Origin of the sequence: Rhodococcus sp. T2V (assembly GCF_029269925.1) — a bacterium.
GTDB classification, from domain to species: Bacteria; Actinomycetota; Actinomycetes; order Mycobacteriales; family Mycobacteriaceae; genus Rhodococcus_F; species Rhodococcus_F koreensis.
In genome coordinates, this window is sequence record NZ_JARJBD010000005.1 from 62,315 (window position 1) to 79,361 (window position 17,047).

Consider the following 17,047-nt stretch of genomic DNA (forward strand, 5'->3'; position numbering starts at 1 on the left):
GTCGTCCGGTCATCGAGTCCCGCCGGCAGATCGCGCCGGAGGACCCGCCTACTTCTCGGCGTGCGCGTCGGGCTTGGCCGCCGCGGCGTCGCCCTTCGGCTCCGGCTTGGCGTCCACCCCGGACTCCTTGCGCTGCTGCGCGGTGATCGGAGCCGGAGCACTCGTCAGCGGATCGACGCCGCCACCCGACTTCGGGAACGCGATGACCTCACGGATAGAATCGACACCGGCGAGCAGGGCGGTGATGCGGTCCCAGCCGAATGCGATGCCGCCGTGCGGCGGGGCGCCGAACGCGAACGCGTCGAGCAGGAAGCCGAACTTCTCCTCGGCCTCCTCGTGGGAGATACCCATCACCTTGAACACTCGCTCCTGAATGTCCTTGCGGTGGATACGAATACTGCCGCCACCGATCTCGTTGCCGTTGCAGACGATGTCGTAGGCGTACGCGAGCGCGGACCCCGGGTCGGTGTCGAACGTGTCGATCGACTCCGGCTTGGGCGAGGTGAACGCGTGGTGCACCGCCGTCCAGGCGCTGTAGCCGAGCGCGACGTCGCCGCTCGCGGTGGCATCCGCCGTCGGCTCGAACAGCGGTGCGTCGACGACCCACACGAACGCCCAGGCGTCCGGGTCGATGAGGTTCTGCTTGCGGGCGATCTCGCCACGGGCGGCACCGAGCAGCGCCCGGGACGACTTGGTGGTGCCGGCGGCGAAGAAGATGCAGTCGCCCGGCTTCGCGCCGACATACGCGGCGAGGCCCTCGCGTTCGGCGTCGGTCAGGTTCTTGGCCACCGGGCCGCCGAGGGTGCCGTCCTCGCCGACGAGCACGTAGGCGAGGCCCTTCGCCCCGCGCTGCTTCGCCCACTCCTGCCAGGCGTCGAGCTGCTTCCGCGGCTGGCTCGCACCGCCGGGCATGACCACCGCCCCGACGTATTCCTGCTGGAAGACGCGGAACGTGGTGTCCTTGAAGAACTCGGCGCACTCGACCAGTTCGACACCGAAGCGCAAGTCCGGCTTGTCGGAACCGTAGCGGCGCATCGCCTCGGCGTACGTCATCCGCGCGATCGGCGTCTTGATCTCGTGCCCGACCAGCTTCCACAGCGAGGCCAGCACCTCCTCGGCGAGGAGGATGACGTCGTCCTGGTTGACGAAGCTCATCTCGATGTCGAGCTGGGTGAACTCGGGCTGGCGGTCCGCGCGGAAGTCCTCGTCGCGGTAGCAGCGCGCGATCTGGTAGTAGCGTTCGATGCCGCCGACCATGAGCAGCTGCTTGAACAGCTGCGGGCTCTGCGGCAACGCGTAGAAGCTGCCCGGCTGCAGACGCGCGGGAACCAGGAAGTCGCGGGCACCCTCCGGCGTCGACCGCGTCAACGTCGGCGTCTCGACCTCGACGAACTCGTGGTGTGCGAGCACGGCGCGGGCCGCGGCGTTGACCTTGGAGCGCAACCGGATGGCATGGCCGGGGCCCTCACGGCGCAGGTCCAGGTAGCGGTACTTCAGGCGCGCTTCCTCACCGGCCTGGTCGTCCAGCTGGAACGGCAGCGGCGCGCTCTCGTTGAGGACCTCGAGGTCGGTGACGTTGACCTCGATCGCCCCGGTCGGGATCTCGAAGTTCTGGTTGCCCTCGGGACGCACCTCGACCACACCGGTCACCTTGACGCAGTACTCCGCGCGCAGACGGTGAGCCTGCTCGGCAGCGGCGCCCTCCCGGAACACCACCTGGGACACGCCCGACGCGTCACGTAGATCGATGAAGATCACCCCGCCGTGATCACGACGCCTGGCAACCCAACCGGTGAGGGTTACGGTCTGCTGGGCCTGCTCGGCTCGCAATGAACCGGCGAGATGTGTGCGCAGCACGGGATTCCTTTCGAAACATGGGGCAAGCTACTTCGTTGGCTGAGATCCTACGGAGACACCGTGCGTGAGCGGAAACGCATACCCGCTTCACGTGCGAGGCTCGATCGGCACGCACCGGAAAACTGACGAGAAAGCGAAGACACATGACCTTCAACGAGGGCGCCCGAATGGACTCCGGCCGGGTGTCGACCGGAGGTAGGGGCGGCGGTGGCCTCGGCGGCAAGTTCGCGTTGGGCGGCGGCGCCGGCGGTCTGATCGTGCTGGTTCTGGCGCTGCTCCTCGGTGGTGATCCCGGTTCGCTGCTCGGCGGTCTCAGCGGTGCCACCGAGTCCTCCCAGAATTCCGGCGCGGGCCTCGAAGGATGCGAGACCGGTGCGGACGCCAACCGCGACGTGAACTGCCGGGTGGTGTTCACCGCGGGCAGTCTCGACTCGGTGTGGGGACAGGAACTCGCGCAACAGACCGGCACCGCGTACGTGCCGCCGGAGGTCGTGCTGTTCTCCGGTTCCGTCAGCACCGGCTGTGGCAACGCCACCAGCGAGGTCGGGCCGTTCTACTGCCCGGCCGACTCGACGGCGTACTTCGACACCAGCTTCTTCCAGCTCCTCGTCGACCGCTTCGGGTCCAGCGGCGGACCGCTGGCGCAGGAGTACGTCGTGGCCCACGAGTTCGGCCACCACATCCAGAACCAGCTCGGCGACATCGGACGTGCGCAGGCCGACCCGCGGGGCGCCGACTCGGCCGCGGTGCGAACCGAACTGCAGGCCGACTGCTACGCGGGCGTGTGGGCCCACTACGCCGACACCCTCCCCGGCCCCGACGGCGGACCACCGTTCCTGAACACCCTCACCGACACCGACATCGACGACGCCCTCTCCGCCGCATCCTCGGTCGGCGACGACAGGATCCAGCAGTCGGCGGGCGCCCGGGTGAATCCGGAGGGCTGGACACACGGCTCCTCGCAGCAGCGCCAGAAATGGTTCGCCACCGGATACCGGACCGGCCAGGTACAGGCCTGCGACACCTACTCGGCACGCGATCTGAACAACCCGCCCGCGCTCCGCTGACCGAAATCCACCGACAAACTTTTTTGTCTTGACAGAATTTACTGTCGGTGCGACAGTGGACGCATGCTGGACGTAGCAGTGATCGATCACGCGGCCGCCGCCGAGATCTCCCTGGACCCGGTCCGGGCGCGGCTGCTGGCGGCGCTCGCCGAACCCGGTTCCGCGAGTTCCGTCGCCGCGCAGGTGGGATTGACACGGCAAAAGGCCAACTACCACCTCCGGGCGCTCGAGGAGCACGGCCTCGTCGAACTCGTCGAGGAGCGCAAGAAGGGCAACGTCACCGAGCGGGTGTTCCAGGCCACCGCGGCGTCGTACGTCATCTCCCCCGCCGCGTTCGCCGCTCTCGCGCCCGATCCCGACCGGGCACCGGACCAACTGTCGGCCCGCTGGCTGGTGGCACTGGCCGCGCGACTGGTGCGTGAGGTCGGCGAGTTGATCGCCGGCGCCACCGCGGCGCGTCAGCCGTTGGCCACCTTTGCGATCGACAGCGAGATCCGGTTCGCGTCGGCGGCCGACCGGTCCGCGTTCGCCGACGAACTCGGCGAGTCCGTGAAGAACCTGGTGTCCCGCTACCACGACGAGAACGCCCCGAACGGGCGCAGGCACCGCCTCGTCGTCGCACTGCATCCGAGCCTGAAAACACCGTCTGCGCAAGCGAAGTCATCCGACAACCGTCACGAGGAGAGCTAGCCATGTCGAAGAATTTCGAGATCCGTCGCGAAGTCGTCCTGAACGCCACCCCCGAGGACGTGTTCGCCGCCGTCACCACCGGCACCGCCGGCTGGATGTTCCCCACCGAACTCGATCCCGGGGTCGGCAGCGAGGGGCCGGACGACCCCGCCGTCATCGCCTGGGAGCCGCCGCAGAAGTTCGCGGTCCGCCAGGAGGGCCCTGACGGCCGGTTCAACGCTCTCGAGTACCTCATCGAGGCGCGGGACGGCGGCACCGCGGCGCTGCGCTACGTGCACAGCGGCATCTTCACCGACGACTGGGACGCCCAGTACGACGGCGCCGACAAGCACACCACGTTCTACCTGCACAGCCTCGGCCAGTACGTCCGGTACTTCGCGGGCCGCGCAGCCACCTACATCGCGACCGGCGGCCCGGCGGCCTCCTCCGCTCCCGGCGCGATGACCACGCTCCGCGGCGCGCTCGGCCTGTCCGACACGTCGACCGCCGGCGACACCGTCACTGTCGACGTCCCCGGATTCGGCACGGTGGACGGTGTCGTCGACTACCTGACGCCGCACTTCATCGGCATCCGGACCGCCGACGCGCTGTACCGGTTCTACGGTCGCAACGCATTCGGCGGAACGGTCGACGCGGCGCACCACCTGTTCGCCGCGGGCACCGACCAGGAGAAGTCGCAGGACGCGTGGACGTCCTGGCTGGACGACGTCTTCGCCTGACACTCCGTGGTACCCGAAGTCAGGAGGCCGTGAACTCGCCTCGACCCGGAATGTTCGGCGTGCTCGGGGTGATCTCGACACTGACCCGACCCGCCCCCGGATCGAAGTAGACGGCTGTCGGAGCCCCAGGACCGTCCCATCCGCTCAACGCCCATTGCGTCGTTCCGGACGCACCGGTGTCGAGGTTGCGCCAACGCAACGTTCCGTCGACCATGCAGACCCGGGAACTGCCCACGAAATGCGTCCTCAGCATGACGTAGTTCGGCCCGGACGGCCCCGGGTAGCCGGACGACGCCTGGGCGTCGATCCGGCCACCGCACACGCTGATGTCGCCGGGATTCAGACCGTGCCCGACCGTGAACGTGGGTGTCAGCGTCGCCGTATCCGCAACGGCAGTAGTGGGTGCACCGAACAGCGCGGCAGCGGCGAGCGATGCCACCACCGCCGAACGGCCTACCCGATTTCCCACAGTCATGGCGCTCCTCGGTCGTGTGCGGCGGGCGAACCCCTCCCCCGTGTGTCTCCGGGAATGCCGGGCGCGTTACGTGTCCGCACCGCCGGGGTCGACTACCGTTCGTCGCGATCCATCCGAGCCTCCGGCGCGGCCGATCAGCCGGTGGAACGGGCCTCAGAAGAGGGTGAGCGCCGGTCCGGGACGACCCGCCCCGACCAGTTCACGGCGATCCGGTTCGGGTTGCCCGGCCTCCCGGTGTTTCGCACCGCCGCCGAGGCCGTACCGGTCGACGAGCGGGTCGACTCGCTGCTTCAGCCACGACTTGTATTCGGGCGGAACGTAGGCCGCCCGACCGTACAACTGCCGGTACTGACGGACCAGCGCGGGATGCTCCGTCGACAACCAGTTCATGAACCAGCCCTTGGTGCTGCCGCGCAGATGCATCGGAAAGACGGTCACGCCCGAGGCGCCGGCATCGGCGATCGATTCGAGCAGGCCGTCCAGGTGCCGCACCGAATCGGTGAGGAACGGAATGACGGGGGCCACCATCACATTGCACGGCAGCCCGGCGTCGGCGATCGCCCGGATCAGATCGAGGCGCGCCTTCGGGGTGGGTGTTCCCGGCTCGATCGACTTCTGGAGGTCGGGATCGTGGATCGCCAGCGAGACGCCGATGCTCACCGGCACCTGCCGGGCGGCGAGAGTCAGTAGCGGGAGGTCGCGCCGCAGCAGCGTCCCCTTGGTCAGAATCGAGAACGGGGTCGCGGATTCGGCGAGCGCGCGAATGATGCCGGGCATCAGACGGTATCGGCCCTCGGCGCGCTGATACGGATCGGTGTTGGTGCCGAGCGCCACGTGTTCACGCTTCCACGACCGGCGCCCCAACTCCTTGCGCAGCACCGCCGCAACGTTGGTCTTCACGACGATCTGGCTGTCGAAGTCGCGGCCCGCGTCGAGGTCGAGGTATTCGTGGGTGGGCCGGGCGAAACAGTAGCGGCACGCGTGTGAGCACCCGCGAAAGGCATTGACGGTGAACCGGAATGGGAGTTGCGACTCGTCGGGCATCTTGTTCAGCGCGCTCTTGCAGAGCACCTCGTGGAAGGTGATGCCGTCGAACTCGGGTGTCTGCACGCTCCGCACCAGCTCGGCGCGTTCCAGCCCCGGCAATGCACCGTCGTCTGCGTCGACCGCTTGCCCATCCCACCTCATGAGTACATGCGAACATTTGTTCTAACCAGTGTCAAGGCTTCGCACCGGGCGGACGCGAGATCGTCACCGTCGACCGCGCTGGTGAGCGCCGGATCGGGGCTTGCGACAATGTCGCTCATGTCGAACAGAAACAACGTCTCGTCCGGTTCCGAGTGGGAAGGCAAGATCGGCTATTCCCGTGCCGTGCGTATCGGTCAGCTCGTGTCCGTGTCGGGCACCACCGCGTCGGGTCCCGACGGCCCCGTCGGCGGAGACGATCTCGCAGAGCAGACCCGCGAGGCGCTGCGCCGAATCGAGGCGGCGCTCGCGGAGGCCGGCGCGAGCACGACCGACGTGATCCGCACCCGCATGTACCTCACCGACATGAGCCGGTGGGAAGAAGCGGGCATCGCACACGGCGAGGTCTTCGGCGAGATCCGTCCCGCCACGACGATCCTCGAGGTCAGCGCGCTGATCGCCCCCGGCCTGCTCATCGAGATTGAGGCCGACGCCGTCATCGGCGACTGACCATCCGGGGAGGCGGAACCACGCCGGCGAGCGCCACGTCCGCCTCCCCGCCTACCGGTGGTCCACCGGAAGTACCCACTCTTCGACGGGATTGGGTGAACAATTGTCGCGGTGAGCCCCCTGGGACGAATCGGTCGAGCGCTCCTCGCGTTCGCGCTGGTCGTTGTCATCGGCACGGTCGGCTACATCGTCCTCGGCTTCGGGCTCCTGGACGCGCTCTACCAGACCGTCACCACGATCACGACCGTCGGATTCCGCGAAGTACATCCGCTCAGCCGCGTCGGGGAAATATTCACGATCACCCTCATCCTTGCGGGGGTGGGCACCGCGCTGTACATGTTCGGCGTCCTCCTCGAGGCGCTCATCGAGGGCCACCTACGCCACCACATGGAGAGACGGCGAATGGATCGACGCATCAGCCGGATGACCGGCCACATCATCATCTGCGGATGGGGCCGGGTGGGTACTGCGAGCGCGCAATACCTCACCTCACTCGGCCGCGAGATCGTCGTCATCGACCGCGAACCGGACAGACTCCGAGATATCGAGCATCCCACCGTCATCGGCGACGTCACCGACGACCGGACCCTCGAAGCAGCCGGGATCGCGCACGCTCACGCTTTGATCTCCGCGCTCGACACCGACGCCGACAATGTGTACGTCACGCTGTCGAGCCGGGCATTGCGCCCGGATCTCATCATCATCGCCCGCGCCCGGAACGAGGGGTCGATGTCCAAACTGGTACGCGCCGGCGCCAACCGGGTTGTCAACCCACAACTGATCGGCGGCCGCCGAATGGGTTCCTTTGCACTGCAACCTCACGTGGCCGAATTCTTCGACGTGGTGATGCACGACGAAACCCTCGACTACCGAATGGAAGAGATCACCGTCGGTTCCGCGTCACCCTGGGTGGGATACACGCTTGCGCAGATGGGACTTCACACAAGCGGCGCACTGTTGCTTGCGATTCGCACCGTCTCCGGTCAGTTCGTCGCCAATCCGGCGCCCACTGTCCAACTCGAACCCGAAACGATCCTCATCGCTCTCGGAACCCCCGACGAACTCGATGCGGCACGCCACCACGTCAACCCGTGACTCCCTGCGCGGGTGAGGGGTCACCTCCCCGCGTAACCCAGCCGGTGGCGCCGCGCCCTTCCCCTTGACGGTGCCCGCCCACGATATCTATTCTCGAATTCGATTCGAGTTTCAGTATGGCGCTCCGGCCAGGCCACTCTTCGAGGAGAACATGTTCAGCAACGAGTTCACCCAGACCTTCGGAATCGAACACCCCATCGTGTGCGGCGGCATGACCGCCGTCGGCACCGCCGACCTGATCAGCTCGGTGGCCAACGCCGGGGCACTCGGGTTCCTCACCGCCCTCACCCAGCCCACCCCCGAGGCGTTGGTCAAGGAGATCGCCCGCTGCCGCGACCTCACCGACAAACCGTTCGGCGTCAACCTCACCATCCTGCCCACCATCCAACCGGTCCCCTACGACGACTACCGCGACGCCATCGTCGACAGCGGCATCACCATCGTCGAAACCGCAGGCGGCAACCCGCAGCCGCACCTACCCACCTTCAAAGCCGCCGGCGTGAAGGTGATCCACAAGGCGGTCTCGGTCCGGCACGCCGTCAAGGCCGAGCAACTCGGCGTCGACGCGATCAGCATCGACGGCTTCGAATGCGCCGGGCACCCCGGCGAGGACGACGTCCCCGGACTCGTGCTCATCCCCGCGGCGGCCCGGGCCCTGTCGATCCCGATCATCGCCAGCGGCGGAATCGCCACCGGCGCAGGCCTCGTCGCCGCGCTCGCGCTGGGGGCGTCCGCGGTGAACATGGGCACCCGGTTCATGGCGACCACCGAGGCGCCCATCCACGACAACGTCAAGCAGCAGATCGTTCAGAACACCGAACGCGACACCCGAATCGTGTTCCGCGAGTTCCACAACTCCGCCCGCGTTGCCCGCAACTCGGTCTCCGAAGAGATCCTCGACCTGTCCCGGCGCCCAGGTGCCGGCTTCGACGACATCGCCCATCTCGCCAGCGGCGCTCGCGGTCGCGATCGGGTGTACGGCGCCGGCGACGTCGAGGACGGACTCTGGTGGGCCGGCCAGGCCCAGGGGCTGATCCACGAGGTCGCCGGCTGCGCCGACATCATCGGCACCATCCTCGACGACGCACGACACATCATCAGCGCGCGGTTGCCGGCACAGCTGGCTCAGACCACGGCGTGACCCGGAGCCATCTGCTGATACGGTCACGAATCGTGTTCGACTTCATACACGGTCTGGAAGGCTGGCGACCATGGACAGCGCGCCGCGGATGACGCGACAGGCTCCGTCGCCGTCAGGCCGGTCGCAACGCCGCGGAGTGGAGCGCAGGCGGGCCATCCTCGACGCAGCCGAGGCGATCCTGTGTGAGCAGGGCTACGCGGCGGCGACCCTCAAAGCGGTGGGTGAACGGGCGGGGATTCCGACCGCGTCGATGTACCACTACTTTCCCGACCGTCACGAGGTCGAGATCGAACTGCTGACGAACCACCTGCGTGAGCTCGACAAACAGGTAAGTGCGGCCCTGACCACCGCCCGGATCCGTGCGCTCCACGACGCCGCGGACGCGATCATCGACCCCGAGTTGGCATACTTCAGGCAGCACCCCGCCTGCGCTGAACTGTGGTTCGCAGGACGCAACGAGTCCATGACCGAGCTGGTGCAAGCGTTCGACGACGAGAAGGCGCATGCACTCTGGAGCCTTCTGATCGACCAGGGACTCCTCCGCGCCGACACCCCCCTGCTCGTCCTGCAGCTGGCCTTCGAAGCCGGCAACCGGCTCTTCGACGTGGCGTTCCGGCGTTCCCCAGGCGGCGACGACGACACGATCACCGAAGCGCGACGGCTGTTCAACGCGTACCTCGCGACCTACGCCCCCGAGGCGTGACGACATCGGTCGCCGGCCGCCGGTCGACCGAATGTGTGGGACCGAGCGTTGCCGGTTCCCGGCAACGCTCGCTGCGCCTGGCGACTGGCTTCCGAGTGCCGAGTGGCGCGAGCCATTTGTACCCACAGTCCAATAGGAACAATGAATCTGTGGGCTCCTGGTCCATTGGAATGCCGGTGGCGGACCAATAACGTCCAATGTGACCGGCATTACATTTGGTAGAGGAGCCCAAGTGGAACAGATTGCTCACTTCGCCACCTTGGCCCGACGAATCGCAGAACTGCTGCCGGAACCACCATCGCCGGATGATCCCTTCGGTTATCTCACGTGGGAAGAACTCGTGCTCACAGCGGCAGGGCGCCTCGGCGCACAGGCCCGCCTCCACCTTCGCGTCCTCTCCCGTCGGAGAGCCGACGCACCGGACTCCCACCGCGTCACCTCGCAGGATCTCATCTGCCTCGCCTCGCTGGTCGAGTTCGAAGCAACACCGGCCGCGGCTCACCAACTCCTCGACGACATCAGGCACCGCATCACTGCATCACAACCGTTGGGTGCTGCTGTTCGCGCCGACTCCGGCTGCATGAGATCGGTAGATGGTCTCCCACTCCGTGCCCATTGCCACCCACCTGTGACAGCTTCGGACAGGGCGACGCGGAGGCATTGTCGCGAAGATCTTCGTTCCGCTCCGGCGGTACGCTCGTGGAGCCGGCTCCAGGGGTGAGCACTCGGACAATGACAAGACTCAACAGCGACGGCGTGTCGTCCGACACCGATCAGCGGTCCGCAGTGCGAACACTCGTGGCCACCGTCTACGCCGCGACGAACGCCCACAGCGTCGCCATTGCAGAAGAAATGATCACGCGCACGATCTCGGAGATCGACGAAGTCACTACCGACCTCCACCTCGTACAACTTCTCACCGCTTGTGCGGAGGCCGCGACGTCACTGAGCCTGGCGATGCTCGAACACGACCGCGACACCGAGCCGATGCCGATGCCGATCGCAATGTCCGAGTACGCCCGCGTACTCGCTCAGCGTGGTCTTCCCATCACCGTCCTCGACCGCGGTTACCGACTGACGCACAACACGATTTTGCGCTGGTGTCTGGAACAACTCGAGACACTCGGCACCGATCCAGCCGTCGTCGCGCAGGCGGCGGTGGAGATCATGACGCGACTGTCCACTCAGATCGACGGCCTCTACGAACAGATGCTCGACACCTACGAACTCGAATACGAGACGTGGCTCCGCCACCGCAGTACCGCCCGTTCCGCTCGGATCGGCGACCTCCTCGACGGCCGCCCCGTCGACGTGACGGCAGCCGAGTCCACACTCGGATATCAACTCGACCAATTCCACCTGGGCCTCATCGCGTGGATCGAACCCGGCGGCACGGCCGGCGACCTTCCCGCCTTCGAGCGTGCGGTCACCGCACTCGCCGGGCACCTCGGCTGCCGCGAACGGCCGTTGTTCGAACCCCGTGACGAACGCACCGTGTGGGCATGGCTCCCGCTCGGCAGTAACGCGCGCGTCGACATTGCGGGATGGACCACGACGGTCGAGAAGTGGGACCAACCGATCACGGTCGCTCTGGGCGCCCCGCAGCACGGGATGATCGGGTTCGTCCGCACCCACCGTCAAGCCGCCCAGGCCACGGTCGTGGCACGCGCTTCGAATGCGTCCGGTCCCCGTGTGGTTCCCATCGGGTTGGTCGGTGCGGTGGCGCTGATGTGTGAGAACCTCGACTCCGCTCGCAGGTGGGTGCGCGATGTCCTCGGCCCTCTTGCGGTCGACGATCCGACCGCAGCGCTGCACCGTCAGACGCTCCGAACCTTCTTCTCGACCGGGGGAAGCTATACCGCTGCCGCCGCCGCGTTGACCATGCACAAGAACACGGTCATCTACCGGATACACAAGATCGAGGAGTTGCTCGGGAAGAACGTCCGGGAGGGGCGCCTGGAACTCGAGAACGCGCTGGCGCTCTGCTACTGGCTCGGAACCGCAGTACTCGATTCCGGTACGAACACAACCGAATGATGCTCAGCGGCAGGGCGCTTCGCGCCCGTGCGCGGTTAACGAGCCTCAACCCTCGTCAACCACGCACGGGCGGCGGAGCCGCCTGAAAACTGTGCAGAGTACACGCGAAGCGACCGAGACACGTTGCCTGGCATGTACTTTTCGCGCTTCAATCCATGTTCCGCAGCATCGCCGGGCCGGCACGCGGCGTCGGCGACGGCTCACGTGACGTTCCGGTGGGGCCCACACTCCCGCGAAGCCGAGTCCGCCGGGGAGTGCGGATCGCGGGTGCCGTCACGCCGTCGAATAGGTCTCGGCGGCAACAGCCTTGGCGAAATCGGCAGCCGGACGTGGATTCACGGAAATTCCGGCGACTCCTACTAATATTGTTTTAATAATGTTAGTTTTATGGTTGTTACTCGGTCAATCATTCCGAGCGCAGTAGCCAATGGTGGAACCCCCGCCCAGCCCGAACAGGTGGTAAGTCATGTCAGATGCGATGGTCAGTGAATCGAGGGAGGCCTCGGTGGATTCGGATCCCGAACAGTCGAGAACCCTGACGTTGACGCGCCGGGAAGTTCTGGCCTCCGACGTCGTGCAGCTCGAGCTGTCTTCCCCGGACGGTTCCCCACTGCCGCCCTGGGAGCCGGGTGCACACATCGACCTCATTCTTCCCGGCGACGCAGTGCGACAGTATTCGTTGTGCAGCGATCCCCGGAACCGCACATCGTGGCAGGTCGGGATCCTGCGCGAAGCCGGGGGCCGGGGCGGCTCGATCTATGTCCACGACCAGCTCGAGGTGGGCGCCGCCGTCGAGGTGCGGGGACCGCGGAACAATTTCCCCCTCGAACCGGCAGGCAACTACATCTTCGTCGCGGGCGGTATCGGTGTGACCCCGATGATTCCGATGATTCTGGCCGCCGAGGAACGCGGCATTCCGTGGGAACTGCTGTACGGCGGGCGTTCACGGTCGAGCATGTCGTACGTCGACCATCTCGAATCCACCTACGGAGACAGGGTGTCCGTCCGCCCGCAGGACGAGTTCGGCCTACTCGATCTCGACGGCCTCCTCGGAACGGTACGAGCCGGCACGACCATCTACTGCTGCGGTCCCGAACCCCTGATCCAGGCGATCGAAACAGCAACAGGGAGCTGGCCGTCCGGTTCCCTCCATATCGAGCGATTCAGCCCCAAGCTGCTCGAGGCACCGGCCCTGTCCGGGTCGTTCGAGGTCGAGCTGTCCATCTCCGACCAGGTCGTGACTGTTCCGCCGGACAAATCGATCCTGGAGGTCCTCGAAGAGCAGGGCGTGCCGGTAGTCGCGTCGTGCCAGGAGGGCATATGCGGGTCCTGCGAGATCGTCGTGCTGGACGGCACACCCGAACACCGCGATTCGATCCTCAGCCCGGCCGAGCAGGAGGCCAACGAGACGATGATGGTGTGCGTCTCGCGATCGCGCGGTCCGCGCCTCGTTCTCGAGATCTGAACACTCCGAACGCATTTCACTCGTGATCGCCCTCGCTGCAGGTGGCGTGCGCGAGGCCGTTCACGGCCGTCGGCACTTTCGTGTGTGCGCCCTTCGGTCGCAGCGCGTCTGGCCAACGCTATCGTGTTTCGTTACTATGTAACCCACGCCACAACAATGATTACAACACCAGTGTCGTATTCCCTCACCTTTCCTGGAGTCCTCAATGACCACAGAACTGACGCTCGACGACCTGCGCCGGCAGTATCGCCGCGACTACGACCCGTACAACCCTGTTCCCATCTCCGAACATCTCGCAGAGATGGCCGACCGACGTGAGAAGCTGCCGATCAGCTACTCGATGCGAGGTAACGGATGCTGGGTCCTCACGCGCTACGACGACATCTCGAGTGTGTTGCGGCGCAGCAACCGTGGCTTCGTCAGCTTCCCCAACGACCCCGACGGCATCAACACGCAGGGTTCCGAGGAGGGCATGGTCCCGATCGAGATCGACGGTCCCCGCCACAAACAGTTCCGTGCACTCCTCGATCCGCACTTCGCGCCCAGGAAGGTCGCGCTGCTGGAAGACGGCCTGCGCGATTGGGCCAACCGGCTCATCGACGACTGGATCGAGGACGGCACGTGCGACTTCGTCGACGGCTTCGCCCTACCCTTTCCCGGCGTCACCGTCCTGACCATCATGGGCTGGCCGTTGGAAGACCTCCACACCATGAACGCCTGGGTGTCGACGCTGCTGCACGGCGTCGTCGGGGGCACCCAGGACGAGACGAATGCCGCACGCGGCAAGGCCCACGGTGAGATTCGCCAGTACATGCTCGACATGATCGCCGCACGCCGTACCGCGCCTCACCGGGACGACGTCACCTCCGCCGCGCTGGAGGCCGAGATCGACGGCAAGAAACTCACCGACCTGGAACTGTTCGACATGTTCCTGCTCATGATGCTGGCGGGGCTCGACACCGTCCAGAGCGTGCTCGCACAGTCGATGGTCTACCTCGCCCAGCACCCGGAACAGTGGGACGCGATGTTCGAGACGCCGGACAGTCTCGAGCCCGCGATCGAGGAGCTGCTCCGCTGGGCGGCACCTGCCGTGCCGACACGCACCGTCGTCCACGATTCGGTCGACGTCGCGGGCATCACGCTCACCAAGGGTGAGCGCGTGCACTTCCCGCTCGCCGTAGCCAACCGTGATCCGCAGTACTATCCGCAGCCCGACGAGGTGAAATTCGACCGCGCGGCCAAGCCGCACCTGGCGTTCGGGCTGGGCCCGCATCGCTGCGTCGGCCTGCACCTGGCCCGGCTCGAGCTGAAGATCGCATTCACCGAATTGCGCCGCAGGATGCCCACATTCGAACTCGCTGCCGGCGTCGAACCGCACGAACATCTCGGCCTCGCCTGGGGAGTCGAGAACGTCCACCTCACCTACCCTGCCGGGACGCGAGAAACGGACGGATCCGGACGACGACCCGAGAACTGACCGTCGACGACCTACGCGAGCGGCACCGCCGCGACTACAACCCGCACAGCCCGGTACCCATCGCCGAACATCTCGCCGATATCCCATACGGGGCAGAGTTTTCCGATCAGCTACTCGGCCCTCGGCAACGGCTGCCGGGTCCTGACCCGATACGACGACATCTCCTGTGTCCTCCGCCGAAACGACCTCGGCTTCATCAGGTTTCCCAACGATCCGGACTCGACGAACTCGGTCGCGGCCGCGGAGTGACAGATTCCGATCGCGGTCGACGGCTTCCGCCCCGCCCTTCCCCGGCGTCACCGTCCTGACCATCCGGGTCGGCCGGAGGAGGACACACATGCGATGCATGCGTGGGGTGAGGCATCGCCCTGAGAGGCCGCGCGGCCGGTTGGTCACCCGTCACGTTGTGGCGGATGCGTGTCATTCGCGCCCCAACCGCGCCGAGTGGCCCGATAATCGGGCGAGCACCGGTTGCGTCGTTGCCGGTGCATCGTCGCAGGAGGTGCCGAATTGCAATCCAGGACCGTTCTCAAACTCACCGGCGCCACGGTGGCCGCGGGAGTGCTGCTGGCCGGGGTGATGTTCCCGATCGCCGCCGGGCTGGGGTATGCATCCAACCGCGCCGCCGACAGCGTCGGTAATTCCTCGGCCGAACTGTCCGACGGGGTGGTGCCTGCGGTGACGACGATGACCGACGTCACCGGGAACCCGATCGCCTGGCTGTACGACCAGCGCCGATTCGAGGTTCCCAGCGACCAGATCTCCAACGACATGAAACTGGCGATTCTCTCCATCGAGGACAGACGGTTCGGCGAACACCAGGGCGTGGACTGGCAGGGCACGATGCGGGCGTTCTTCACCAACACCACCAGCGGTCAGATCGAACAGGGTGCCTCGACGATCGATCAGCAGTACGTGAAGAACTACCTGCTGCACGTGGTCGCCAAGACCGACGGCGAACGCCGGGCCGCGATCGAGACCACGCCGGTCCGCAAGATCCGGGAGATCCGGATGGCGATGACCCTCGACCAGGAACTGTCCAAAGAGGAAATCCTCACCCGCTATCTGAATCTGGTGCCGTTCGGCAACGGTTCGTTCGGGGTGCAGGACGCCGCCCGCACGTACTTCGGCATCGACGCGAAGGACCTGAACCTCGCGCAGTCGGCGATGCTCGCGGGCATGGTGCAGTCCAGCTCCGCACTCAACCCCTACACCAACCCGGAGGGGGTGTTCGAGCGCCGCAACGTCGTCCTGGACACCCTGGTCGTGAATGTCCCGGACCGGGCCGCCGAGATCCGCGCGCTGAAGGAAACGCCGCTCGGGGTGCTCCCGAAACCGAACAACCTTCCCCGCGGATGCATCGCCGCCGGCGACCGCGGGTTCTTCTGCGACTACGCGTTGCAGTACCTCCAGAACGCCGGGCTGTCCCGGGAGCAACTCGAAAGGGGCGGCTACCTGATCCGCACCACCCTCGATCCGGCCGTACAGGGATCGGTGAAGTCGGCGGTGACCAAATACGCCGACCCGAAACTCCCCGACATCGCGAGCGTGATGAACGTCGTGCAGCCCGGGCAGGACCAACACCGGGTCCTGGCCATGGCAGGCAGCCGCAACTACGGCCTGGACGCAGCCGCCGCCGAGACGGTGCAGGAGCTGCCCTATTCACTGTCCGGACACGGAGCCGGTTCGGTGTTCAAGATCTTCACCACCGCAGCGGCCATGGAGAAGGGGCTGCGCCTGAACGCGATCCTCGACGTGCCGGGCCGGTTCGACGCCTTCGGGATGGGCGACGGCGGTGCCCCCGGGTGCCCCGGCGGCGCCTACTGCGTGCAGAACGCCGCCCCGTATCCGCGGGCACTGTCGCTCACCGACGCCCTCGCCCAGTCACCGAACACTGCGTTCGTGAAACTTCTCCAGGCCACCGGGGTCGATGCGACGGTGGACATGGCAGTACGCCTCGGCATGCGCTCCTACAACGAACCGGGCACGTCCGGGTTCGGGGACCAGAGCCTGGCCGACATGCAGAAGGACCAGAATCTGGGATCGTTCACCCTCGGCCCGGTGTGGATCAATCCGCTGGAGCTGTCGAATGTCGCCGCGACCCTGGCCTCACACGGCAAGTGGTGCCCGCCGAGCCCGATCGACTCCATCGTCGACCGGCAGGGCCGGCCGGTCCCGCTCACCCAGCAGGCGTGCGAGCAGGTCATCGATCCCGGCCTGGCCGACACCCTGTCGAACGCGCTCAGCAAGGACGACCTGCCCGGTGGCACGGCGTCGGCCGCGGCCGGCGCCGCCGGATGGAAGCTGCCGATGTCCGGCAAGACCGGGACCACCGAATCGCACATGTCGTCGGCGTTCGTCGGGTACACGAACAACCTGGCAGGCAGTGTCTACGTGTTCGGGGACACCCCGACCCCCGGCCAGATCTGCACCAGCCCACTGCGCGCGTGCGGGGACGGAAATCTGTTCGGCGGCACCGAGCCCGCCCGCACCTGGTTCACGGCGATGATGCCGATCGCGAACAACTTCGGCCCCACCTTCCTGCCTCCGATCGACCCGCGCTACGCCCGTTGACCGGGTGGGGTGGAGGCCCGCGACGACCGGAGCGGGCCTTGCCCCCGTGCGG

At 66.6% G+C, this 17,047-nt stretch carries 14 protein-coding genes; 11 read left to right on the forward strand and 3 right to left on the reverse strand.

What is annotated here, in order from left to right:
- Positions 1–48: 48 nt before the first annotated feature.
- On the reverse strand, positions 49–1,857 hold the full coding sequence (aspS, locus tag P3H15_RS06405) for an aspartate--tRNA ligase (protein ID WP_276136474.1): 1,809 nt from the start codon (positions 1,855–1,857) through the stop codon (positions 49–51).
- A gap of 143 nt (positions 1,858–2,000) precedes the next feature.
- Here aspS and P3H15_RS06410 point away from each other — a divergent pair, with 143 nt between their 5' ends.
- From P3H15_RS06410 to P3H15_RS06420, 3 genes are all read left to right on the forward strand, one after another.
- Positions 2,001–2,924, forward strand: a complete 924-nt coding sequence (locus P3H15_RS06410; protein WP_276136475.1) for a neutral zinc metallopeptidase — start codon at positions 2,001–2,003, stop codon at positions 2,922–2,924.
- A 63-nt stretch (positions 2,925–2,987) separates the two neighbouring features.
- Positions 2,988–3,614 (forward strand): helix-turn-helix domain-containing protein, encoded by a 627-nt coding sequence (locus tag P3H15_RS06415; protein ID WP_276136476.1) that lies wholly within the window; start codon positions 2,988–2,990, stop codon positions 3,612–3,614.
- 2 nt (positions 3,615–3,616) lie between these two features.
- Positions 3,617–4,333: an SRPBCC domain-containing protein gene (locus tag P3H15_RS06420; RefSeq protein ID WP_276136477.1), complete on the forward strand. Its 717-nt coding sequence runs from the start codon at positions 3,617–3,619 to the stop codon at positions 4,331–4,333.
- Positions 4,334–4,352: 19 nt separating this feature from the next.
- On the opposite strand, the gene P3H15_RS06425 is transcribed toward P3H15_RS06420, so the two are convergent.
- Together P3H15_RS06425 and P3H15_RS06430 are read right to left on the reverse strand one after the other, a co-directional pair.
- Complete coding sequence (locus P3H15_RS06425; protein WP_276136478.1) at positions 4,353–4,808, reverse strand: hypothetical protein; 456 nt, start codon at positions 4,806–4,808, stop codon at positions 4,353–4,355.
- A 153-nt stretch (positions 4,809–4,961) separates the two neighbouring features.
- Entirely contained in the window at positions 4,962–5,996 is a 1,035-nt protein-coding gene (locus P3H15_RS06430) for an Rv2578c family radical SAM protein (protein WP_276136479.1), read from the reverse strand.
- A gap of 108 nt (positions 5,997–6,104) precedes the next feature.
- Here P3H15_RS06430 and P3H15_RS06435 point away from each other — a divergent pair, with 108 nt between their 5' ends.
- From P3H15_RS06435 to P3H15_RS06470, 8 genes are all read left to right on the forward strand, one after another.
- Positions 6,105–6,503 (forward strand): RidA family protein, encoded by a 399-nt coding sequence (locus tag P3H15_RS06435; RefSeq protein WP_072942187.1) that lies wholly within the window; start codon positions 6,105–6,107, stop codon positions 6,501–6,503.
- A gap of 111 nt (positions 6,504–6,614) precedes the next feature.
- Positions 6,615–7,598 (forward strand): TrkA family potassium uptake protein, encoded by a 984-nt coding sequence (locus tag P3H15_RS06440; protein ID WP_276136480.1) that lies wholly within the window; start codon positions 6,615–6,617, stop codon positions 7,596–7,598.
- A 151-nt stretch (positions 7,599–7,749) separates the two neighbouring features.
- Positions 7,750–8,739: a nitronate monooxygenase family protein gene (locus P3H15_RS06445; protein WP_276136481.1), complete on the forward strand. Its 990-nt coding sequence runs from the start codon at positions 7,750–7,752 to the stop codon at positions 8,737–8,739.
- Positions 8,740–8,809: 70 nt separating this feature from the next.
- On the forward strand, positions 8,810–9,442 hold the full coding sequence (locus P3H15_RS06450; protein WP_276136482.1) for a TetR/AcrR family transcriptional regulator: 633 nt from the start codon (positions 8,810–8,812) through the stop codon (positions 9,440–9,442).
- Between the two features lie 732 nt (positions 9,443–10,174).
- On the forward strand, positions 10,175–11,479 hold the full coding sequence (locus tag P3H15_RS06455) for a CdaR family transcriptional regulator (protein ID WP_276136483.1): 1,305 nt from the start codon (positions 10,175–10,177) through the stop codon (positions 11,477–11,479).
- Positions 11,480–11,984: 505 nt separating this feature from the next.
- On the forward strand, positions 11,985–12,944 hold the full coding sequence (locus tag P3H15_RS06460; RefSeq protein ID WP_276136484.1) for a PDR/VanB family oxidoreductase: 960 nt from the start codon (positions 11,985–11,987) through the stop codon (positions 12,942–12,944).
- Positions 12,945–13,149: 205 nt separating this feature from the next.
- The gene (locus P3H15_RS06465) at positions 13,150–14,421 is read left to right on the forward strand and encodes a cytochrome P450 (protein ID WP_276136485.1); all 1,272 of its coding nucleotides are present in this window, start codon (positions 13,150–13,152) and stop codon (positions 14,419–14,421) included.
- 510 nt (positions 14,422–14,931) lie between these two features.
- Complete coding sequence (locus tag P3H15_RS06470) at positions 14,932–16,995, forward strand: transglycosylase domain-containing protein (protein WP_276136486.1); 2,064 nt, start codon at positions 14,932–14,934, stop codon at positions 16,993–16,995.
- Positions 16,996–17,047 lie beyond the last annotated feature (52 nt).

Excerpts from the sequence above, each read along its gene's own strand:
- P3H15_RS06410 (WP_276136475.1), top strand. The coding sequence starts at position 2,001 with ATGACCTTCAACGAGGGCGCCCGAATGGACTCCGGCCGGGTGTCGACC.
- P3H15_RS06415 (WP_276136476.1), top strand. The coding sequence starts at position 2,988 with ATGCTGGACGTAGCAGTGATCGATCACGCGGCCGCCGCCGAGATCTCC.
- P3H15_RS06420 (WP_276136477.1), top strand. The coding sequence starts at position 3,617 with ATGTCGAAGAATTTCGAGATCCGTCGCGAAGTCGTCCTGAACGCCACC.
- P3H15_RS06425 (WP_276136478.1), bottom strand. The coding sequence starts at position 4,808 with ATGACTGTGGGAAATCGGGTAGGCCGTTCGGCGGTGGTGGCATCGCTC.
- P3H15_RS06430 (WP_276136479.1), bottom strand. The coding sequence starts at position 5,996 with ATGAGGTGGGATGGGCAAGCGGTCGACGCAGACGACGGTGCATTGCCG.
- P3H15_RS06435 (WP_072942187.1), top strand. The coding sequence starts at position 6,105 with ATGTCGCTCATGTCGAACAGAAACAACGTCTCGTCCGGTTCCGAGTGG.
- P3H15_RS06445 (WP_276136481.1), top strand. The coding sequence starts at position 7,750 with ATGTTCAGCAACGAGTTCACCCAGACCTTCGGAATCGAACACCCCATC.
- P3H15_RS06450 (WP_276136482.1), top strand. The coding sequence starts at position 8,810 with ATGGACAGCGCGCCGCGGATGACGCGACAGGCTCCGTCGCCGTCAGGC.
- P3H15_RS06455 (WP_276136483.1), top strand. The coding sequence starts at position 10,175 with ATGACAAGACTCAACAGCGACGGCGTGTCGTCCGACACCGATCAGCGG.
- P3H15_RS06465 (WP_276136485.1), top strand. The coding sequence starts at position 13,150 with ATGACCACAGAACTGACGCTCGACGACCTGCGCCGGCAGTATCGCCGC.